This is a genomic window from Pseudomonas sp. 2 (genome assembly GCF_056627435.1).
In genome coordinates this window covers 38919-60282 of the sequence record NZ_JBWXNG010000020.1, presented here as the reverse complement: position 1 = coordinate 60282, position 21364 = coordinate 38919, and the positions used below count along the sequence as shown (strand labels likewise).

The window sequence follows — 21364 nt, the reverse complement described above, 5'->3', positions numbered from 1 at the left end:
GCGAGGAAACGCGAAGTTGTCAGCACGCCTTGATCCCGTAGCAGCCGGGCTTGCCCGCGGGACGATTTCGAAGGCACCGCCCTCTCGGAACTGGACTCGATTGAAAGAGTTGTTCTTGGGCGGTTGCTATAACTCAGCTGGATCTGCATGCTGCAATGACATTTGTGTTACAGGACCTTTCTGCGAATGACTGCCGCCCGCGATGCCGATTCCGCCTCCCGCCGTTCGGCGACAGTGTTAAGCCTGTGCTTGCCCAGTGACGTCCTGTTGTACCTGCTGCTGCCGATGAACGCCGACGCCTTCGGCATCACCCTGGCCGAAGCCGGGATACTGCTGGCGGCCAACCGTCTGGTGCGGATCTTCGGCTACAGCTATGTGGTGCGCTTCTACGCCCGCTACGGCGACCGGCCGACGGTGATGCTGGCGGCCACGGTGTCGGCGCTCTGTGCCTTCGGCAACTCGTTCATCACCGGTTTCTGGTGTTTGCTGATCTTGCGCCTGGGCTGGGGCCTGACCTTTGGCGCGCTGAACCTCTCGACCCAGGCGCTGGCCACCTCCGAACCCGGCGGCGCGGCCCGCCGATCAGGCACCTCGCGGGCGATCATCGCCATCGGCCCGATGCTGGCGCTGCCGCTGGGCGCGTTGATCAGCCTGCATTTCGGGCCGCGAGTGATCTTTCTGATCCTGGCGCTTTTCTCCCTGGCGGCGCTGTTCATTGCCAGAGGGCTGCCGAACATTCCTCACGCCATGCCCAGCGCCACGGGCCGCCGTTTCAAGGCGCCGGACAGCGTGGCGATGTGGTCTTTCATCGAGGGCGTCGCGCTGGACGGGTTGTTCATCTTTGGGTTGTCGTTGCAGGCGCAGTCGGTTTTGGGCGGCAACGCGGTGTTCATCGCCGGTGTGCTGCTGGCACTGCGTTATGCCTCGGAAATGCTTCTGAGCCCATTGGGCGGGCGCGCTGCGGCCAGCTATGGCGCTGTGCGTATGCTGGTGGTGTTTTCCGCGCTGACGACCCTGGCGCTGACCGCATTCGGCTTTCACTGGCTGATCATCGGCGCGGGCGGGGTGCTGATTCTGCGAGCCCTGCAACTGCCACTGGTGACCACCCTGGTGGCCGAGCGCAACCCGGGCGCTGCACGGGTGCAGGCGCTTGCGGGCAATGCAGTGTGGCGCGATGTCGGCGCAGGCGTGGGGCCACTGCTGGCTGGTGTGCTGCTGCCCATTGCCTCACCGAACTGGGTGTATAGCCTGGCGGGGCTGGCGGTGGTGGTCAGTGCGCTGGTGTGCAGCCGCTACAAGCCGCGGGAGCTGGCGGCTTGAATGCCGCTGGATACATTTTCTTACATACCGTTGGGCGATTAATCCAGTAAATCATGGGGTTGCGTGCAACCTCTGAGGCGTTTTCCCATCTGATGGTCATTCTTCATACGGACATAAAGCTTCGCTAGCCTGCATCTCGCTAGCAGATCGCCAGTTCACAGGGACGTTGCACAGGGCACACATGCCCCTCACGCATCATCAGAACTCCGGGCCGACATGACCTTCTTCAAATCCTCTGTTTTTTCCCTGGCACGCCAGCGTTTCGCCTATGTCTTCCTGCCGACGCTGCTGGTCTGCTCCGCCATCTTCTGGTTCGCCGTAGGCAAGGGCGTGCACGCCGAGCCCAAGAATGGCACCCAGACCCTGGTTTTCTTGCGCCACGCCGAAAAACCGGCCATGGGCCTGGGGCAGTTGAACTGCCAGGGCCTGAACCGTGCGATCGACTTGTCCACGGTTTTGCCGAGCACCTTCGGCAAGGCTGACTTCATTTTCGCCGCCAACCCCAGCCGGCATGTGGAAGAGGGCGAGGGCGACCACTCCTACAGCTACCTGCGGCCTTTGATGACGGTTGGCCCAAGCGCCATCAAGCTGGGCCTGCCGGTCAATATCGACTTCGCCGCCAACGATACCAGCGACCTGGCCGACGAGTTCATGCGCGACAAATACCACGACGCCACGATCTACACAGCCTGGTCCCACGGCTACCTGCCTGAGCTGATCAACAAAGTCGCCGAAGAAGCCTCTGGCAAGCGCCTCAAACTGGTCGACGACTGGACCGGCGATGATTTCGACTCGGTGCTGGTGCTGACCCTCAAATGGAACAACGGCAAGGCCACGCTGCAGTACGAGAACTACAAGCAGAACCTCAATGGCGGGGCGGTGGGGTGTCCGACGTGATTTTTCTTACGGCGTCGGGCATGCATTTGTAGCAGCACGGCTTGCCGGCGGGACGGTGCAACAGTCACCACTGCATTGCCTGACACGACGCTCCCGCCGGCAAGCCGTGCTGCTACGGGTTTCGCGTTAGCCGTCATGAGTTAGTAGCTAGCCCCGGCCAAAAAGGTAAAAGGGGGCAGTCCAGAATTTGACCGCAAGAACTGGATGGCCCCAAGTTGCCCAGCGAGTACCATTGGCCCATTGCAAGCGCAGGAGCCCTGTCATGACTTTCACGTATCGCTTCATCGATTCCCCGGTCGGCCAGTTGAAGCTGGTGGCCAACGGGCCGCGTCTGGCGGCCATTCTCTGGGAGCATGAGCGGCCCAATCGCATATTGCTCGGGCCCATGGCCGAGGCGCAAAACAGTGAAATCCTCGACCGCGCCGAGCAGCAACTGGCCGAATATTTCGCAGGTACCCGTGACCGCTTCGATCTGGAACTGGACTTTCATGGCACCGAGTTCCAGAAAAAGGTCTGGCAGGCGCTGCTGACCATTCCGTTCGGCGAAACCCGCAGCTACCTCGACATCGCCACCCAGATCGGCAACCCGGCCGCGGTGCGTGCGGTGGGCGCTGCCAATGGCAAGAATCCGATTTCCATCGTTGCGCCGTGCCATCGGGTGATTGGCCGCTCGGGCTCGCTCACCGGATTTGCCGGCGGGCTTGAAGCCAAGGCGCTGTTGCTGACACTGGAGGGCAGTCTTGAGCCAGCGCCGAAAGAGGCGGCTCAGGCTTCCCTGTTCTAGACTGCGACGCCACCACTCACATGCACTTTCAATGGAGATGAACATGCCTGCCTCTGCCAAGACCTTTCGTGATCTGCACCACCAATCCACGGTTCTGCGCCTGCCCAATGTCTGGGATGCTGGCAGCGCGCGGCTGGTCGAGAGCCTGGGCGCGAAAGCGGTCGCGACCACCAGCGCCGGCGTTGCCTGGAGCCAGGGTTACGCCGATGAAGGCATGCTGCCGGTGGAGGTCGCGGTCAATGTGGCGGCGAGCATCGCCAGAGTCCTCACGGTGCCATTGTCGGTAGACATGGAAAACGGCTACTCCGACGAGCCACTCACCGTCGCGCAGAACATCAAGCGGGTGCTGGACGTCGGGGCGGTGGGCATCAATCTGGAAGACGGAGTGGATGCGCCTGAACTCCTGGCGCGCAAGATCGAGGCGATCAAGGACCTGGCGGCGCGCAACGGCCTGGATGTGTTCATCAATGCGCGCACCGACGTGTACCTGTCGAATCTGGTGAGCGAAGAGTTGCGCCTCGAAGAAACCCTCAAGCGCGGTCGTCTGTATCAGCAGGCTGGCGCCGATGGTTTGTTCGTTGCGGCGGTGACGGATCTGCAGGCGATCCAGGCCATTGCCCAGGGCGTCGGTTTGCCGATCAACGTTCTGGCCCGGCCGGGCCTGCCTGCCGCCGATGAGTTGGCGAAACTGGGCGTGCGTCGCCTGAGCGCGGGGTCAAGCCTGGTGCTGAACCTCTGGGGCCAGGCCGAGCAATTGGCGCGAGGGTTTCTGCAAGAGGGCGTGTCCGATACGGTGACCCACAGCAGCATGGGCTACAGCCAGGTGCAGGCGTTGTTTGGGCATTGAGTTCATCTCGCCCCTTTACGTTCGTGTGATTTGAATTCGACCCGGCCCCCGTAGCAGCCGGGCTTGCCCGCGGGAGCGTTCTGTCAGACGCTATCGTAGCGTCCGGTCCATCGCCCCGCCGGCAAGCCGTGCTGCTACGATTCAGCGTTCGTTCCCGCGATACCCCAGATCCGCGCTGATCTTCGCGCTGCACTCAAGCAACAACTCCAGAAACCGCTCCCGCGCGCCTTCGGGGTCCATCACCGCATCGGGCCCCGAGAGATTGATCGCCGCACTGACCAGACCGTTGTGATCGCGGATCGAGGTGGCGATTGCGGTCGAGTAATCGGAGCGGTGCAACACCCAGCCACGTTCCCGGTCCCCTGCGATCAGCGCCTGCAACTCTGGCAAAGTGCGTGGCGCGGGCGTGGGGTAGTCGTCCAGGCGAATGTGCTGGTACAGCGCCCCCAGTTGCGAGTCGTCCAGTGCGGTCAACAGCATGCGGCCCATGGCGGTGCAGTGACAGGCGATGCGCGTGCCCACCGGAATGTTCACCGACAGCCGTTGCGCGGCAAAGGCGCGGAACAGGTACAGGCTGTCGGTCTGCTCGCGAATGCTCAGATGGCAGGACAACGACGTGCGATCGCGCAACGCGTTCAGATGCGGCATCGCCACTTCGACGATGTCGCGGCTGGCCAGATAACTGAAGCCGTCACTGATCACCCGCGCACCGAGTTCGTACTGGGTGTTGTGCTTGTTCAGGTAACCCATGTCGGTCAGCGTGAACAGAATGCGATAGACCGCCGAGGTGCTGACCCCCAGTTTCGCCGCGATCTCCTGCATGCTCAGGCTGCGGGTGCGGGCATTGAACATGCCCAGCACGCTCAGGCCCCGGGCCAGGGCCGGGACGCTGTAGTCGGTTTCCTTGTCGGGTGATTCAGGCAGGTTCATGGTGGGGCTCCAATCTCACCTTCGCAGCAATGTCCCTGTGGGAGCCGGCTTGGTGCGGGCGGCGTTCCGACGAATGCGGTGTGTCATTCAAAGCGTTGGTGCATGACCCCCTGCATTCGCCAGCAAGCCGGCTCCCACAAGGATTAATGCGGCATTAGCCAAACTCGGCCATCGCATCCAGCACCGCGCCCTTGAAATACTCGAGGGACGCACGGTCGAACAGGATCTGCAAGCGCGGCTGCACGCCATCCCCGACATTGACCACGATCACGTTGATCCGCGCCGCCGACGTCTGCGCCACGGCGCCCGGCGGGAAGGCCTGTGCACGCAGATCGACGCCGCACAGCTTGGCCATGACATGGGTAATGCTCGCGCCGCTCAACTGCAACCAGGCGTGGCTGTCCTGACGCGGCAGCAGGTAGTTGGCGCTGTGGTCCAGTTCCCAGCGTGCTTCCTCGTCGGCGATGCGTTCGCCCTGGTCCTGCAGGCTGCCGAGGATCAAGTACTCGGTCTGCGACAGGCGCGCGACATGGCTGCCGTCGCTCTGGGTCAGTGCCCGGTTGGGCGCATCGGGCAGGCTGAAACCGCGCGTGCGCAGGTATTCGGCGCTCTGCGCGCCGCGAAAGCCGACCCGTGGCAGGTTGGTCAGGTCCAGCAGGGCACAGGGTTCAACGGCGCCCAGTTGCAGCGGGGCGCTCTGGATCGGGTGTTCGGCATTGAGGCTGGACATGTCAGAGCTCCTGGCGCTGGTTTTCGGGGTCGAAGAAGGGCAGTTTCACCACGGTGGCCTGGACGATTACGCCGTCCTCCACGCGAATCGGAATCTGCTGCCCCGGTGTTGCCTGATCGAAGGCGGCGTACGCCAGGCCGATGATCCGATCCAGGGTTTGCGAGTACTCGCAGGAGGTCACGTTGCCGCTGATGTCCGCGCCTTGCAGGACCAGATGCCCCTCCAGCGGTAGCGGGCTGGCCTTGGGCAGGGTGAAGCCGACCAGTTTGCGCTTCTGCGGTTGTGCCTCGAGGATGTCCACCGAGCGGCGGCCGACGAAGAACGGCTTGTTGCGACTGACCGCCCAACCCATGTCGATCTCGCCGGGATGGGTCATGCCATCGGTGTCCTGGCTGATGATCACGTGGCCTTTTTCCAGACGCAGCAGGCGCTGGGTTTCGACGCCGAACGGGCGGATGTCGAAGTCCTTGCCCGCGTCCATCAGCGCATCCCACAGCTTCAGCGCGTGGCGCGCCGGGACGTGGATTTCATACCCCAGTTCACCGACAAAGCCGACTCGCAGCAGCCGCGCCTTGATTCCGGCCACAGTGCCCTGGCGCACGGCCAGATAAGGAAAACCTTCGGCGGACAGGTCAAGATCCGCGCAGAGCTTTTTCAGCACCTTGCGCGAATCCGGCCCGGCCACGTTGACCGCCGCAATCGCCGCCGTGACGTTGGCGATGTCGACGTCCAGGCGCCACTGGGCGTTCCACTTGAGCATCTGCTGATAGATGCGATCCACGCCGCTGGTGGTGGCGGTGACGTAGAAATGGTTTTCAGCGAAACGCGCACAGACACCGTCGTCGATCACCACGCCGTGCTCGTTGGTCATCAGCGCATAGCGCGAGCGGCCCACCGGCTGCTTGAGAAAGGCGAAGGTGTACATGCGGTTGAGCAGCTCGGCGGCGTCCGGGCCGCGTACGTCCAGACCGCCAAGGGTAGAGACGTCGATGATGCCGACCTTGTTGCGCACGTGCGCGGCTTCAGCCTGCATGCATTTGTCCCGTTCGCTGGATTTGCCGTAGTAGGCCGGGCGTTGCCAGATGCCGGCGGGCATCATCTTGGCGCCTGCGTCCAGATGGCGACGGTGCATCGGCGTCTGCCGGTACGGATCGAAGGCGCGGCCGGCGACGTGGGCCAGTTTTTCGGCCTCGAACGGCGGGCGCGCCGTGGTGACGCCGGTTTCACTGACGCTGCGCTGGGTCGATGACGCCACCAGCCGCGCGGTGGGCAGGGCCGAATGGCGCCCCTGGGACGGCCCCATGCCGACGGTGGAGTAGCGCTTGACCAGTTGCACGTCGCGGTAGCCGATCTTCGTCGCGTTGATGATGTCGCGCACTTGCAGGTCTTCGTCGAAGTCGACGAAATCCTTGCCCTTGGGGTGCGGGAAGATCGGCCAGGGGAAATTGACCTGGGCTTCGCTGCGCATCGGCAACGGCTTGGCGGTGAGTTCCAGCCCCAGGGCAACCACCACTTCGGCCGCGTGGTGGGTGGCGTCGGCCAGCACGTTGTCCAGCCCGTGATACCCGTTCGCCGAGCCCATAACGCCGAGGTTTTTCGGCAACCCGCTCAGTGTGAACTGCGCGCTCTGGTCGTCATAGGCCAGCTTGCCACCGGCCTGACACAGCAACTGATAAACCGGCATGTAGCCGCCGGACATGCACAGCAGATCGCAATCCAGGGTCATGCCGCTGCTCGCCACCTGGCCTTGGCCGGTGATCTTGCGCACATCGACGCCGCTGACATGGCGCATGCCTTTTTCGTGCAGCGCTTCGTACACGGTGCTGCCCAAGTGGCAGACGATGCCGCGTTTCTCCAGCGCCAGCAGCAAGGCGCGGTCGGCGGGGCCTGAACGCATATCCACCAGCGCAGCGACCTCGACGCCCTGATCGTGCAGGTCCAGCGCCGCCAGATAGCCGTCATCGTTGCCGGTCAGTACCACGGCGCGCTTGCCCGGCTTGACCGCGTACAGTTTCATCAGGCGTTGGGCGGCGCTGCTCAGCATCACGCCGGGCAGGTCGTTGTTGCGGAAGATCACCGGCTGGTCGAATGCGCCGCTGGCGATCAGGCACTGCGTGGCGCGCACCTTGTACATGCGCTTGCCCTGAATCACCGGCAGGTAGTTGTCGGTGAACCAGGCGTTGCAGGTGGCTTTTTTCAGGATCTGGATATTGGCGTGGCCCTCGACGGCCTCGACCAGTTGCTGGCGCAACACATCAGCGCGAACGCCTTCCACGTCGAAGCGAGCGTAGGTGAGCGAGCCACCGAGAATCGGCTGCTGTTCGATCAGCAACACCTTGGCCCCGGCGTTGGCGGCGGTCAGCGCGGCTTGCAAGCCGGCCGGGCCTGCGCCGACCACGGCCAGGTCGGCGAACAGATAGGCCTTGTCGTAGTACTCGGGCTGGAATTTCAGATCCAGCACGCCCAGCCCGGCCTTCTTGCGGATCATCGGCTCCCACAGCTTCCAGGCGCCCTTGGGTTTATAGAAGGCGCGGTAATAGAAGCCCACCGGCATGAACTTGGAGAACTTGCCCAGGTAGGCGTCCTTGTCGTTGTCCAGCGAGCCGTTGAAGTTCTGCCCGGTGACCTGCACGCCGCTTTCCAGCAGGTGCGTATCGGCCAGTACGTTGGGCTCGTGGGGCAACTGCACCAGAGTGTTGGCGTCCTGTCCGGCCATGGTCAGCGGGCCGCGCGGGCGGTGGTACTTGAACGAGCGCGACAGCAGGAATCGGCCGTTGGCGAGCAGGGCGCTGGCGATGCTGTCGCCGGCGAAACCCTGATAGGGCTTGCCGTCGAAGCTGAAGGCAAGCGGCTGGTTGCGGTCGATCAGCAGGCCCATGGGAGCGGGTAGACGGCTCATTGCGCGGTCTCCTTGGCGGTGAATTCAACGCGGGTGGTGAACAGCTCTTTGGGGTCGAAGGTGCGCAGGATTTCATCGCTGCCGGTGTGGCGCTCGGCCATGAACCAGTAGCTGGACGGGTTGTGCATCCACCATTCGCGGACCACGCCGAGGGTGTCTTCGCTGTTGAACACGTAGTCGGCCCACTCGGCGTCGCTGCAGGTCTGCGGATCGGGCATCTGCTTGAACTCGCCGCCGTAGGTGAACTCGCTGATGTTGCGTGGCCCGTTGAGCGGGCAATTCATGACTTTCATAGTTGCCGCTCCGTCAGTGGCTGGCCGCCGTGGCGCCCATTTCGTTGACTTGCTGGAAGGTCGAGAAACGCTCCAGACCAAATGGCTTGATCAGCTCCGGCACCTTGCCGCCGCTGGCCACAAGTTCCGCCATGGTCTTGCCGCAGATCGGCGTGGCCTTGAAGCCCCAGGTACCCCAGCCGGCGTCCAGGTAGTAATTCTTCACCGGCGACAGGCCCATGATCGGGCTGTAGTCCGGCGTCATGTCGGTGATCCCGGCCCACTGGCGCATCAACTTGGCGTTGGCCAGGAACGGGAACATCTCGATGGCGTGGGCCAGCAGGCTTTCCTTCAAATCCAGGGTGGAGCGGGTGTTGAACAGCGGGTACGGATCGGAGCCGCCACCGAACACCACTTCGCCACGGCTGGTCTGTTGCACGTAGCAATGCAGGGCGGAAGAACTCACCAGCGGGTCGAGGAACGGCTTGAACGGCTGGGTGACCATGGCTTGCAGCGGGAAGGTCTGGATCGGCGAGCGGATCCCGGCCTTTTTCATCAGTTGCGAACTCATGCCTGCCACGGCTTGCACCGCGCAGCCGCATTTGATGGTGCCGCGATTGGTCTTGACCGCCGTGATGCTGCCGTTTTCGATCACCAGCTCCTGCACTTCGGTGAGCTGGTGGATTTCCACGCCGCGCTTGGCTGCCTGTTTGGCATAACCCCAAGCCACCGCGTCATGGCGCGCAGTGGCGCCGTCGATGTGCCAGAGCCCGGCGAGCACCGGTAGGTGGCCGGGGTCGAGGTTGAGGGTCGGCACCAGCTCGCGGATCTGCTGGCGGTCGATCATCTCGGTGCGGCCGCCGAAGTGCTTGTTGACCTCGGCGCGCTGGCGAAACGAACGCACGGTGGCGTCGGTGTGGGCCAGGGTCAGCTGGCCGCGGTGGGAATACATGATGTTGAAGTCGAACTCGTTGGACAGCCCTTCGAACATCCGCACCGATTCCGCATAAAAGCGTACGCCCTCGCTGGTCAGGTAATTGGAGCGGATCACCGCGGTGTTGCGCGCGGTGTTGCCGCCACCCAGATAACCTTTCTCCAGCACCGCGATATTGGTGATGCCGTGGTACTTCGACAGGTAATAGGCGGTGGCCAGGCCATGACCGCCACCGCCGATGATCACCACGTCGTAGGAAGGCTTGAGCTCCTTGGGCGCCGGCAGGTCGACCTCGACCGGGTATTCCGAGCTGAGCCCGTACTTCAAGAGATTGAAAGGCATGAGGCCTCCGAATGGCTGCGAACCTGGGCTTGGTTGAGGGCTGCGGTGACGGTGTTTTTCATCAAGAAAGCGATGGTCATCGGGCCGACGCCGCCGGGCACTGGCGTGATGGCCGAAACCTGAGGCAGGGCGCTGGCAAAATCCACATCGCCGACCAGGCGGCTGCGGCCGTCTTCGTCAATGCGGTTGATGCCGACATCGATCACCACCGCGCCAGGTTTGAGCCAACTGGCGTCAATCATCTTCGGCCGGCCGACGGCGGCAACCACGATGTCGGCCTGGCGGCACAGGGCCTTGGCGTCGACACTGCGCGAATGCACCACGGTCACCGAGCAGTGAGCCTTGAGCAGCAGGGCGGCCATGGGTTTGCCAACGATGTTCGAACGGCCGATGACCACCGCATGTTTGCCACTCAAATCACCGCAGGCGTCTTCGAGCAAGCGCATGCAGCCGCTGGGCGTGCAGGGCGTCAACACCTCGCGGCCCTGGCTCAGGCCGCCGACGTTTTCGCTGTGAAAGCCATCCACGTCCTTGCCCGGCGCGATGGCCTGCAGCGCGCGGGTTTCCTCGATATGGGCGGGCAGCGGCAGTTGCAGGAGGATGCCGTTGACGCTGGCGTCTTCGTTGAGCACGCCAATCAGTTCGAGCAGATCCGCTTCGCGAGTGTCGCTGTCCAGCCGGTACTCCAGCGAACGGATTCCGGCCTCTTCGGCGCGCAGGATCTTGTTGCGCACATACACCTGACTGGCCGGGTCCTGCCCCACCAGAATCACCGCCAGCGCCGGTTCAATGCCGTCGCGCTTGAGGCTTTGCACATCGGCCTTGACCTGCGCCAGCACCCGGGCGGCAGCGGCCTTGCCGTCGATCACTTTTGACGTGTTCACCGGAAGATCACCGTTCTGTCGTTGTTGAGGAAGACGCGGTGTTCCAGGTGGTATTTCACCGCCTTGGACAGGGCCACGGTTTCGGTGTCGCGGCCGGTGGCGACCAGATCGTCCGGCAGGTACGCGTGATCCACGCGCTGCACTTCCTGCTCGATGATCGGGCCTTCGTCCAGATCGCTGGTGACGTAGTGAGCGGTGGCACCGATCAGCTTCACGCCGCGCTCGTAGGCCTGGTGGTACGGCTTGGCGCCCTTGAAGCCGGGCAGGAACGAATGGTGGATGTTGATCGCACGGCCCGAGAGTTGCTTGCACAGATCGTCCGAGAGGATCTGCATGTAGCGGGCGAGCACCACCAGATCGGTACCGGTCTCATCGACGACCTTCATCAGCGCGGCTTCCTGCTGGGCCTTGGTGTCCTTGGTCACCGGCAGGTAAATGAAACGGATGCCCTCGCGCTCGGCCATCGGTCGCAAGTCGAGGTGATTGGAGACGATGGCGGTGATGGTCATGTCCATTTCGCCCTTGTGGTGGCGGTAGAGCAGGTCGGTGAGGCAGTGGTCGAACTTGCTGACCATCAGCAGAACGCGCATGGGCTGGCGGGTGTCGTGCAGTTCCCACTGCATGTCGAAGGCGTTGGCGACTTGGTCGAAACCGGCCTTGATCTGCGCGATGTCGCCGTCGTGACCGTCGTTGAAGCGGAACACCGCGCGCATGAAGAATTTGCCGCTGAAGTCATCGTCGAACTGCGCCATTTCGCCGATGTAGCAGCCGTTGCTGGCCAGGTACGAAGTCACCGCCGCAACAATGCCGGAGGTCGCCGGACAGCTGATCTTGAGAATGAAGTGATTCTTTTCGTGTTGCATGGCATGTCCTCTGGAAGGTGGCGGCAGCGCACGGCGGAGATTGGCGGGTGAACGAATTTTTCAGGGATGAATAAAAATTCCTGTCAGGAATTAAATATTCGCGAAGGCTGTTTTATAGGCGAAAGGGGGAGGGGGCGTCTAGAAGTTTTTGGAAAGTTTTTTAACTGGTGGGAAATATCTAGGTGGGGCAAGGACGTGGTCAGCCTGTTAAAGCGAGGTTGTTCTCCCGATTTGCCTCCGGCGGGTCACTTTCGAAAAGCGCGAAAGTAACCAAAGCGCTTTTTTCCCGCCATACGGGTCCTCGCCTAGGCTCGGACTGCCCTCATTCCGGCATTGCTCCGTGGGCACGCCGCAAATGGGCCATCCATGGCCCACAGCGGCTTGCTGGGCATCCATGCCCAGCAGCCCACTACGCAACGCCTCCATTCGGCCTCCTGGGACGGGGCCCGACCTCACCGTTGGATTCAATTCGGCAGAAAAGCGAAAAGCGAAAAGCGAAAAGCAAAAAGCAAAAAGCAAAATCAAGGGTGAACCCCGACCGTAGCAGCGCGGCTTGCCGGCGGGGCGATCTTGAGGGCGACCCGCGGGCAAGCCCGGCTGCTACGGGGCGGGGGGCGTTCAATCGCTTTTGATCTGGCTTTAGATCTTCATGTGCAAATTTCCCAGGCGACACAAATCGCGACTTGGGTGCAGGCTGAACGGAGGTCTCGCGCAGTGGGTCAAGCGGCAGGATGCCGCGCGAGGCGCGGGGCCATGGATGGCCCATTCGCGCCGGGCCCACGGAGCGAGGCCGGAGTGAAGGGACCCCGACGAAGGAGGGGCCAAACCAGGAGCAAAAGCGCTTTGGTTACTTTCGCGCTTTTCGAAAGTGACCCGCCGGAGGCAAATCGAAAGAACAATCGAATCGTATCAGACGCACCGCATTCGACGGTTTTTCTGTCGCTGCGCGTCAGATCGCGAGCAAGCTGCGCTCCTACAGATCCGCGCCGGCTGGAACGACCGGCGCGGATCGAATGACACCCCACAAAACCACCCGCGCAGCGGCACAAGTCATTCCCCCGACGCCCCATAGTTCATCACCGACAACAACCGGATCGGCACCTGCACCAACTCCTCCGGCCCATGGGGAATATCGCCATCGAACGTCAGACTGTCCCCAGCCTCCATGCGATAGAGCTGATTGCCATGCCGATACACCAGCTCACCCTCGAGCAGATGCAGAAACTCGGTGCCCGGATGGGAAAACGTCGGGAACTCCTCGCTGGCGTCATCCATCGTCACCATGTACGCCTCGAAACTCTTCTTCGGCCCGCGGCTGTGATTGAGCAGGTGATAGGTGTGACCCTTCTCCGTGCCGCGCCGCACCACCTCCAGCCCCTCGTCGCGCTTGACCAGCAGCGCGCTGCCGCCTTGCTGGTCGTACTGGCTGAACAGCTTGGACATAGGCATGCCCAGCACGTCGCACAGGCGGCTGAGGTTATCCAGGCTGGTGGAGACCTGGGCGTTTTCGATCTTGCTCAACATGCCCTGGCTGATCCCGGCGATGCGCGCGACATCGGCCAGTTTCAATTCCTGCGCCTGGCGCTGGCGCTTGATCTGGATGCCCAGGTACTGCTCGAGCTTCAACTTGGGGGTCTGTTCTTCAGTCATCGGCTTTGCACGGTTTCCGTTCAATAACTTTAAATTCGCACCAGGAATGTGCGATTCGGGCTTCGGCTGTTCGGTCGGCGGCGGATTATTCCCGAGGTGAAAACGAGTTTCCCATATATACAGCGCAATTTCCCGTTTCACGAAAATCCCGGGCTGGCATACCAAACTGGCAAGGCGCTTGCATTCCTGATGGGAAAGTAAGTTTCCTGATTGGAATAAGTACGGATCAGGAAGCAAAACTGCGGTTCTTCACCTCAACGTTTTGCCCATTGCCAGGAGTGAACGCACATGTTGCCACCCGAAACACAGCGGCTGATCGAGGAGCACGGGATCAAGTACGTGCTGGCTCAGTTCGTCGATATCCACGGTTCGTCCAAGACCAAATCGGTTCCGGTTTCGGGTCTGGAAATGGTCGCCGAAGATGGCGCGGGCTTCGCCGGGTTCGCCATCTGCGGCATGGGCATGGAACCCCATGGGCCGGACTTCATGGCCAAGGGCGATCTGTCGTCGCTGACCCCGGTGCCTTGGCAGAAAGGCTACGGCCGCGTGGTGTGCATCGGCCATGTCGAAGGCAAACCCTGGCCCTACGACAGCCGCTACGTGCTGCAAAAGCAGGTCGAGCGCCTGAGCGACCGTGGCTGGACCCTGAACACCGGCCTTGAGCCCGAATTCAGCCTGTTCAAGCGCGATGGCGCAGGTGCATTGCAGCTGGTCGACGCCAGCGATGCGCTGGACAAGCCGTGCTACGACTACAAGGGCCTTTCGCGCTCCCGGGAGTTCCTCGAGCGCTTGACCGAGGCGCTGCAGCCGGTGGGCTTCGACATTTATCAGATCGACCACGAAGACGCCAACGGCCAGTTCGAGATCAATTACACCTACAGCGATGCGATGGAGTCGGCGGACCGTTTCACCTTCTTCCGCATGGCGGCCGGCGAGATCGCCAACGACATGGGCATGATCTGCTCGTTCATGCCCAAACCCGATCCGAAACGCGCGGGCAACGGCATGCACTTTCACCTGTCGATCAGCAGCGCCACCAACAAGAACCTGTTCCACGATGCCAGTGATCCAAGCGGCATGGGCCTGTCGAAACTGGCCTATCACTTCGCCGCAGGCTTGCTCGCCCATGGCCCGGCGCTGTGCGCGTTCGCAGCGCCCACCGTCAACTCTTACAAGCGGCTGGTCGTGGGCAACTCCTTGTCGGGCGCGACCTGGGCGCCAGCCTTCATTGCCTTCGGGGCCAACAACCGCTCGGCCATGGTCCGCGTGCCCTACGGCCGCCTGGAGTTCCGCCTGCCGGACGCCGGTTGCAACCCGTATCTGGTCACGGCGGCGATCATCGCCGCAGGCCTGGACGGCATCGACCGCAAGCTGGAAATCGACACCGTGTGCAACGAGAACCTCTACAAGCTGAGCCTTGAAGAGATCGCCGCCCGTGGCATCAAGACCTTGCCGCAGTCGCTCAAGGAAGCTTGCGACGCCCTGGAAGCCGACCCGCTGTTCGCCGAAGTGCTGGGCAACGAAATCGTCGGCGAGTTCATCCGCCTCAAGCGCATGGAGTGGGTGGAGTACAGCCGTCATGTGAGCGACTGGGAAATCCAGCGTTACACCGAATTCTTCTGATTTTTCGCGTTGATCAACCGTTTCTGACGCCCGGCCAATGGGTTGGGCGTCGTCTGCCCAGGAGTTATGAATATGTGTGGAATCGTGGGTTTATACCTCAAGAATCCGGCGCTGGAACCCCAGCTCGGCAAGCTCTTCGAGCCGATGCTCGAAGCCATGACCGACCGTGGCCCGGACAGCGCCGGTTTTGCCATCTATGGCGATGAAGTGAGCGATGGCTGGGTCAAGCTGACCCTGCAGGCCACCACCGAAGGCTATGACTTCAAGGTGCTGATCGGTGCACTCGAAGGCAAACTCGCAGCGCCGCTGGACTGGTTTCAGAACGCCAGCGCCATCGTTTTGAAAATCAAGGCGGACGAAGCCCTGGTGCGCGCCGCACTGGGCGAACTGGCGCCGACCGTGCGCATCATGAGCGCGGGCAAGAGCATTGAAATCCTCAAGGGCATGGGCCTGCCGAAAGAAATTTCCGAGCGCTTCGGCCTGGGCTCCATGAAGGGCAGCCACATCATCGGCCACACCCGCATGGCCACCGAGAGCGCGGTGACCATGGAAGGCAGCCACCCGTTTTCCACCGGCGCCGACCTGTGCCTGGTGCACAACGGCTCGCTGTCGAACCACTTCCGTCTGCGTCAGGAACTGCGCCGCGAGGGCATTCATTTCGATACTGAGAACGACACTGAAGTGGCCGCCGGTTACCTGACCTGGCGCCTGCAGCAAGGCGACTCGCTGAAGACCGCGCTGGACAAGTCACTGGAAGACCTCGACGGCTTCTTCACCTTTGCCATCGGCACGCGCAACGGCTTTGCGGTGATCCGCGACCCGATTGCCTGCAAGCCGGCGATCCTGGCCGAGACCGACGACTACGTCGCCATGGCCTCGGAATATCAGGCGCTGTCGAGCCTGCCGGGCATCGAGAAAGCCAAGGTCTGGGAACCCGTTCCCGCGACGATGTACATCTGGGAACGCGAGTCGGCTTAAGGAGCACGCACATGAAAACCATCGATCTTTCCACTGCCAGCGTGCGTGACCTTAACCAGGCGCTACACGATCAAGTCAAACAGCTCGAAGACCGCGAGTGGGTGGTCACCCATCCCAACGGCGCCCACAACCTGGCCGTCGGCGTCAACGAAGCGGTGTCCGTCGATATTCAAGGGCACGCCGGTTACTACTGCGCGGGGATGAACCAGAAAGCCTCGATCACCGTGCACGGCAACGTCGGCGTGGGCTGCGCCGAGAACATGATGTCCGGCTACGTCCGCGTCAAAGGCAGCGCCTCGCAGGCGGCAGGCGCCACGGCCCACGGCGGCTTGCTGGTGATCGAAGGCGACGCCGGGGCCCGTTGCGGCATCTCAATGAAAGGCATCGACATCGTGGTCGGCGGCAGCATCGGCCACATGAGCTGCTTCATGGGCCAGGCCGGGCGCCTGGTGGTGTGCGGCGACGCCGGCGATGCGCTGGGCGATTCGCTCTATGAAACGAAGATCTTCGTCAAGGGCAAGGTCGAGTCGCTGGGTTCGGACTGCATCGAAAAAGAGATGCGTCCTGAGCACATCGAAGAGCTGCAGGCGCTGCTGAACAAGGCCGGTTTCAACGAAAAAGCCAGCGATTTCAAACGCTACGGCTCGGCCCGCCAGCTGTACAACTTCAAAGTCGACAACGCCAGCGCGTACTGATCAGGAGCATTTTCCATGAGCGAAAAACAAACCCCCGTCCTGCGCGAATCGGCCACTTTCGACCGCCTGGCCATTCAGGAAATCCAGCGCGCCGCCGAGACCGGCATCTATGACATTCGCGGCGGCGGCACCAAGCGCAAGCTGCCGCATTTCGATGACTTGCTGCTGCTCGGCGCCAGCGTCTCGCGTTATCCGCTGGAAGGCTATCGCGAGAAATGCGGCACCGATGTGGTGCTCGGCAACCGCTTCGCCAAGAAGCCGATCCACCTGAAGATTCCGGTGACCATCGCCGGGATGAGCTTCGGCGCGCTGTCGGCCAATGCCAAAGAGGCGCTGGGCCGTGGCGCGACCATCGCCGGCACCAGCACCACCACCGGTGACGGCGGCATGACCCCGGAGGAGCGCGGTCAGTCGCAGCACCTGGTGTATCAGTACCTGCCGTCACGCTACGGCATGAACCCGGACGACCTGCGCAAGGCCGACGCCATCGAGATCGTGCTGGGGCAGGGCGCCAAACCCGGTGGCGGCGGCATGCTGCTGGGCATGAAGGTGACCGAGCGCGTGGCCGGCATGCGCACCTTGCCGATTGGTGTAGATCAGCGTTCGGCCTGCCGTCACCCGGACTGGACCGGCCCGGATGACCTGGCGATCAAGATCGCTGAAATCCGCGAGATCACGGACTGGGAAAAACCGATCTACGTGAAAATCGGCGCCAGCCGCCCTTACTACGACGTCAAGCTGGCCGTTAAGGCCGGTGCCGATGTGATTGTGCTCGACGGCATGCAAGGTGGCACCGCAGCGACCCAGGAAGTGTTCATCGAACACGTCGGCATTCCGATTCTGCCGGCCATTCCCCAGGCGGTTCAGGCCCTTCAGGAAATGGGTATGCACCGCAAGGTGCAGTTGATCGTCTCCGGCGGCATCCGCAACGGCGCCGACGTGGCCAAGGCCATGGCGCTGGGCGCTGACGCGGTGGCGATCGGCACGGCGGCGCTGATCGCCCTGGGCGACAACCATCCGCGTCTGGATGACGAGCTGAAAAAGATCGGTTCGGCGGCTGGTTTCTATGACGACTGGCAGAACGGTCGCGATCCTGCGGGCATCACGACTCAGGACCCGGAATTGTCCAAACGCCTGGATCCGGTCGAGGGCGGGCGCAGGTTGGCCAACTATTTGCGTGTATTGGTGCTCGAAGCGCAGACCATGGCCCGTGCTTGCGGCAAGTCTCACCTGCATAACCTCGACCCTGAGGATCTGGTGGCCTTGACCGTGGAATCCGCCGCCATGGCCCGGGTGCCGCTGGCCGGGACTTCGTGGATTCCGGGGCAGCAGTACTGAATAAAAGCTAATGAGGTTTCACCAGATATTCCTGGCGAAACCGCCTCCTGTAGGAGTGAGCTTGCTCGCGAATACGGTGTGTCTGTACCAAATCGGGTTCTGACACACCGCGTTCGCGAGCAAGCTCACTCCTACAAGGTTATGCGTGTTCTTGAAAAAGAGGCCAGCAAGGCCCGACGCTTAGGCTTGATCACATCGCTTTCTGCCAGACACTTTTCCATTCATTGCAGGAGCTTCGACAATGGTTAACCGTCTACCCGGCAAATCCCTTCTCGCTTTAATTGCACTCAGTGCGTGCATTCCCCTGGCCCAGGCGGCCGATGCCCCGACATTGAACACCGGCAGCACGGCCTGGATGGTCACCGCGGCCGTGCTGGTGCTGTTCATGTGCCTGCCGGGCCTTGCCCTGTTTTACGGCGGCCTGGTACGGGCCAAGAACATGCTCTCGCTGTTCACTCAGTGTTTCGGCATCGCCGGGCTGGTCGGGGTGCTGTGGGTGATCTACGGCTACAGCATGGTGGTCGACACCACCAACATGGTCGAGGGCGAAGTCAGCTTCAACAGTTTCGTCGGCGGCCTGAGCCGGGCGTTTCTGGCGGGCATGACCCCTGAAAGCCTGGTCGGTGACATCCCGGAGGGTGTGTTCGTGACCTTCCAGATGACCTTCGCCATCATCACCCCGGCGTTGATCGCCGGTGCCTTTGCCGAGCGCATGAAGTTCTCGGCGGCACTGTTGTTCATGGCGATCTGGTTCACCCTGGTCTACGCGCCGGTGGCGCACATGGTCTGGGGCGGGGCGGGAGCCTTGATGCACAACTGGGGCGTGCTGGATTTCGCCGGCGGCACGGCGGTGCACATCAACGCAGGCGTCGCGGCGCTGGCGGCGTGCCTGATGCTGGGCAAGCGCAAGGGGTACGAGAATGCTCCGATGCCGGCGCATAACCTCAGCCTGACCATGGTCGGTGCGGCGATGCTGTGGGTCGGCTGGTTCGGTTTCAACATAGGCTCCGGCGGTGGTCTCAATGGGCTGTCGGGCATCGTCATGCTCAACACCCAACTGGGCGCCTGCGCGGGGATTCTCGGCTGGATGTTCACCGAGTGGCTCAAGGTCGGCAAACCCAGCGCACTGGGCCTGGCCAGCGGTGCATTGGCCGGGCTGGTCGGCATTACCCCGGCGTGTGCTTACGTGGGCGTCGGTGGCGCGCTGGCGATTGGTCTGCTGTGCGGGGTGTTCTGCTACCTGAGCGTGACGGTGCTGAAAAAGCGCTTCGGCTATGACGACAGCCTCGACGTATTTGGCCTGCATGGCATTGGCGGCATGATCGGTGCGGTGTTGACGGGCGTGTTCTGCGTGCCGTCGCTGGGCGGTCTGGTGGAAGGCGTGACCTTGGGTGGTCAGGTGATCGCGCAGATCAAGGGCGTGGTGTTCACTACGGCCTATTGCTTTATCGCCAGCTGGATCATTCTCAAGGTGGTGAAAGTGCTGGTGGGGTTGCGCGCTGACGAGCATGTCGAGGAGATGGGGCTGGACCTGGCTGAGCACAATGAGAGTGCGTACAACCACTGACCGCCCACATCGCGGTTAAAAATGTGGGAGCCGGCTTGCTGGCGAATGCGGTGTGTCATTCACTTAATGTGGAGAATGACACACTGCATTCGCCAGCAAGCCGGCTCCCACAAGGGAATAGCGTTAAACAAAATCCCGGGGTTGTCGCCAGCCCCGGGATTTTGTACCGCAAGATCATTCAACGAAACGCCGGCACCACATGCTTGATGAACAGCTCCAGCGATTTCTTCTTCTCGGCGTGAGGCAGGCTGTTGTCGCACCAGAAGCTGAACTCGTCGACGCCCAGTTCCTGGTAGTACTTGATGCGCGGAATGATCTCTTCAGGTGTGCCGATCATCGCGGTCTTGTGCAGGCTTTCCAGCGCGAATTCAGGACGGTCGGCGAACTTCTCCTCGGGGCTTGGCGCGAGGAAGCCGTTGACCGGCGTGGTCTTGTTGCCGAACCAGGCATCGAAGGTGCGATAGAACTTGGCGATGGCCTTGGCCCCGACTTTCCAGCCTTCGGGATCGTTCTCGGCATGCACGTGGGTGTGGCGCAAAACCATCAGTTGCGGGCGCGGCACGCCCGGGTTGTTGGCCAGTGCGGTTTCGAACTTGTTTTTAAGGTCGACGACTTCCTCGTCGCCCTTCATCAGCGGAGTGACCATCACGTTGCAGCCGTTGGCCACTGCAAAGTTGTGCGAGTCCGGGTCGCGGGCGGCGATCCACATCGGCGGGGTCTTGACCGGTTTCGGCACGCTGGTGGACGTGGGGAATTTCCAGATCTCGCCGTCATGGGCGTAGTCGCCTTGCCACAGCGCCTTGACCACCGGGACCATCTCGCGCAGTGCCTTGCCACCTTCGGAGGCGGGCATGCCACCGGCCATGCGGTCGAATTCGACCTGGTAGGCGCCACGGGCCAGGCCCACTTCCATGCGGCCGTTGCTGATCACGTCCAGCAGCGCGCACTCACCGGCCACCCGCAGCGGGTGCCAGAACGGGGCGATGATGGTGCCCGCGCCCAGGTGAATGGTGGTGGTCTTGCCAGCCAGGTACGCCAGCAGTGGCATCGGGCTTGGGGAAATGGTGTATTCCATGGCGTGGTGTTCGCCGATCCACACGGTGCTGAAGCCGCCTTTTTCGGCCATCAGGGTCAGTTCGGTCAGGTCTTCGAACAGTTGACGATGGCTGACGGATTCATCCCAGCGTTCCATGTGAACGAACAACGAAAATTTCATGACGCTTACCTCGGATTGTTCTTTTGACAGCTACACGTTTTAAGCTTCAGGCCGCAAGTTTAGGCAAGAGCGGGCAGGGCGCCCATCTTCCCGCGGCAATACACCATCGGGCTTGCCGGTTGCTCGGGGACGATCAGGTTTTTGACCGCGCCGACCATGATGGCGTGGTCGCCACCCTCGTATTCGCGCCACAGTTCGCATTCGATGATGGCAGTGGCATTGGCCAGGATCGGGTTACCCAATTCGCTCAACGTCCACTCGATACCGGCGGCCTTGTCCTTGCCTTTGCGGGCGAAGGCGTAGGCTTCGCTTTGTTGCGAGCCGGACAGTAAATGGATGGCGAACCGCTTGTTCTTGATCAGCGTCGGGTAGGAGTCGGAACTGTAGTTGGGGCAGAACAGCACCAGCGGCGGGTCCATCGACAGCGAACTGAAGGCGCTGGCGGTCAGGCCGACCACCTCGCCGTCATCGCCCAGGGTGGTGATCACGGTCACGCCGGAGGGGAAGGAGCCCATGACGGTCTTGTAGGCGGTTGCGTCGATCATTTTGCTACCTCTGCGGTTCGGTGCCGAAGGTGATAAGTTTTGTGTGTCTG

General features: G+C 62.2%; 19 protein-coding genes. 9 read left to right on the top strand and 10 right to left on the bottom strand.

Features of this window, described 5'->3' with window-relative positions; all coding sequences use genetic code 11:
- Positions 1–186 precede the first annotated feature (186 nt).
- The 4 genes from AC1MEK_RS25915 (at position 187) to AC1MEK_RS25900 (ending at position 3848) form a co-directional block, all read left to right on the top strand.
- Positions 187–1320 carry an MFS transporter gene (locus tag AC1MEK_RS25915; RefSeq protein WP_480399096.1) on the top strand — a complete coding sequence of 378 codons (1134 nt, stop codon included), beginning with the start codon at positions 187–189 and terminating at the stop codon, positions 1318–1320.
- A gap of 216 nt (positions 1321–1536) precedes the next feature.
- Positions 1537–2217 carry a hypothetical protein gene (locus AC1MEK_RS25910; protein ID WP_480399095.1) on the top strand — a complete coding sequence of 227 codons (681 nt, stop codon included), beginning with the start codon at positions 1537–1539 and terminating at the stop codon, positions 2215–2217.
- A 262-nt stretch (positions 2218–2479) separates the two neighbouring features.
- On the top strand, positions 2480–3001 hold the full coding sequence (locus AC1MEK_RS25905) for a methylated-DNA--[protein]-cysteine S-methyltransferase (protein WP_480399094.1): 522 nt from the start codon (positions 2480–2482) through the stop codon (positions 2999–3001).
- 43 nt (positions 3002–3044) lie between these two features.
- A complete protein-coding gene (locus tag AC1MEK_RS25900; protein WP_480399093.1) occupies positions 3045–3848 on the top strand; it encodes an isocitrate lyase/PEP mutase family protein in 804 nt (267 codons plus the stop codon).
- A gap of 141 nt (positions 3849–3989) precedes the next feature.
- Here AC1MEK_RS25900 and AC1MEK_RS25895 read toward each other — a convergent pair whose 3' ends face one another.
- The 8 genes from AC1MEK_RS25895 to AC1MEK_RS25860 all read right to left on the bottom strand — a co-directional run bounded on the left by AC1MEK_RS25895 (position 3990) and on the right by AC1MEK_RS25860 (position 13352).
- Entirely contained in the window at positions 3990–4778 is a 789-nt protein-coding gene (locus AC1MEK_RS25895; RefSeq protein WP_480399092.1) for an IclR family transcriptional regulator, read from the bottom strand.
- 154 nt (positions 4779–4932) lie between these two features.
- Positions 4933–5508, bottom strand: coding sequence for a sarcosine oxidase subunit gamma (locus AC1MEK_RS25890; RefSeq protein WP_480399091.1), 576 nt, complete (start codon positions 5506–5508; stop codon positions 4933–4935).
- A gap of 1 nt (position 5509) precedes the next feature.
- Positions 5510–8407, bottom strand: coding sequence for a 2Fe-2S iron-sulfur cluster-binding protein (locus AC1MEK_RS25885; protein WP_480399090.1), 2898 nt, complete (start codon positions 8405–8407; stop codon positions 5510–5512).
- Positions 8404–8700, bottom strand: coding sequence for a sarcosine oxidase subunit delta (locus tag AC1MEK_RS25880; RefSeq protein ID WP_480399089.1), 297 nt, complete (start codon positions 8698–8700; stop codon positions 8404–8406). The genes AC1MEK_RS25885 and AC1MEK_RS25880 overlap by 4 nt, the downstream gene beginning before the upstream one ends.
- 13 nt (positions 8701–8713) lie before the next feature.
- Positions 8714–9955: an FAD-dependent oxidoreductase gene (locus AC1MEK_RS25875; RefSeq protein ID WP_480399088.1), complete on the bottom strand. Its 1242-nt coding sequence runs from the start codon at positions 9953–9955 to the stop codon at positions 8714–8716.
- Complete coding sequence (gene folD / locus AC1MEK_RS25870; protein ID WP_480399087.1) at positions 9937–10839, bottom strand: bifunctional methylenetetrahydrofolate dehydrogenase/methenyltetrahydrofolate cyclohydrolase FolD; 903 nt, start codon at positions 10837–10839, stop codon at positions 9937–9939. The genes AC1MEK_RS25875 and folD overlap by 19 nt, the downstream gene beginning before the upstream one ends.
- Positions 10836–11702, bottom strand: coding sequence for a formyltetrahydrofolate deformylase (purU, locus tag AC1MEK_RS25865; protein WP_480399086.1), 867 nt, complete (start codon positions 11700–11702; stop codon positions 10836–10838). Before purU ends, folD begins: the two co-directional genes overlap by 4 nt.
- Before the next feature lie 1050 nt (positions 11703–12752).
- On the bottom strand, positions 12753–13352 hold the full coding sequence (locus AC1MEK_RS25860) for a helix-turn-helix domain-containing protein (RefSeq protein WP_480399085.1): 600 nt from the start codon (positions 13350–13352) through the stop codon (positions 12753–12755).
- A 288-nt stretch (positions 13353–13640) separates the two neighbouring features.
- On the opposite strand from AC1MEK_RS25860, the gene glnT reads away from it, so the two are divergent.
- From glnT to AC1MEK_RS25835, 5 genes are all read left to right on the top strand, one after another.
- Positions 13641–14975, top strand: coding sequence for a type III glutamate--ammonia ligase (glnT, locus tag AC1MEK_RS25855; protein ID WP_480399084.1), 1335 nt, complete (start codon positions 13641–13643; stop codon positions 14973–14975).
- A gap of 72 nt (positions 14976–15047) precedes the next feature.
- Complete coding sequence (locus AC1MEK_RS25850; protein WP_480399083.1) at positions 15048–15953, top strand: class II glutamine amidotransferase; 906 nt, start codon at positions 15048–15050, stop codon at positions 15951–15953.
- 11 nt (positions 15954–15964) lie between these two features.
- The gene (locus AC1MEK_RS25845) at positions 15965–16648 is read left to right on the top strand and encodes a protein glxC (RefSeq protein ID WP_480399082.1); all 684 of its coding nucleotides are present in this window, start codon (positions 15965–15967) and stop codon (positions 16646–16648) included.
- A gap of 15 nt (positions 16649–16663) precedes the next feature.
- Positions 16664–17986: an FMN-binding glutamate synthase family protein gene (locus tag AC1MEK_RS25840; RefSeq protein ID WP_480399081.1), complete on the top strand. Its 1323-nt coding sequence runs from the start codon at positions 16664–16666 to the stop codon at positions 17984–17986.
- A 241-nt stretch (positions 17987–18227) separates the two neighbouring features.
- The gene (locus AC1MEK_RS25835; protein ID WP_480399080.1) at positions 18228–19553 is read left to right on the top strand and encodes an ammonium transporter; all 1326 of its coding nucleotides are present in this window, start codon (positions 18228–18230) and stop codon (positions 19551–19553) included.
- A 178-nt stretch (positions 19554–19731) separates the two neighbouring features.
- Here AC1MEK_RS25835 and AC1MEK_RS25830 read toward each other — a convergent pair whose 3' ends face one another.
- The gene (locus AC1MEK_RS25830) at positions 19732–20769 is read right to left on the bottom strand and encodes an LLM class flavin-dependent oxidoreductase (RefSeq protein WP_480399079.1); all 1038 of its coding nucleotides are present in this window, start codon (positions 20767–20769) and stop codon (positions 19732–19734) included.
- Positions 20770–20828: 59 nt separating this feature from the next.
- A complete protein-coding gene (locus AC1MEK_RS25825) occupies positions 20829–21314 on the bottom strand; it encodes a flavin reductase family protein (protein ID WP_480399078.1) in 486 nt (161 codons plus the stop codon).
- Positions 21315–21364 lie beyond the last annotated feature (50 nt).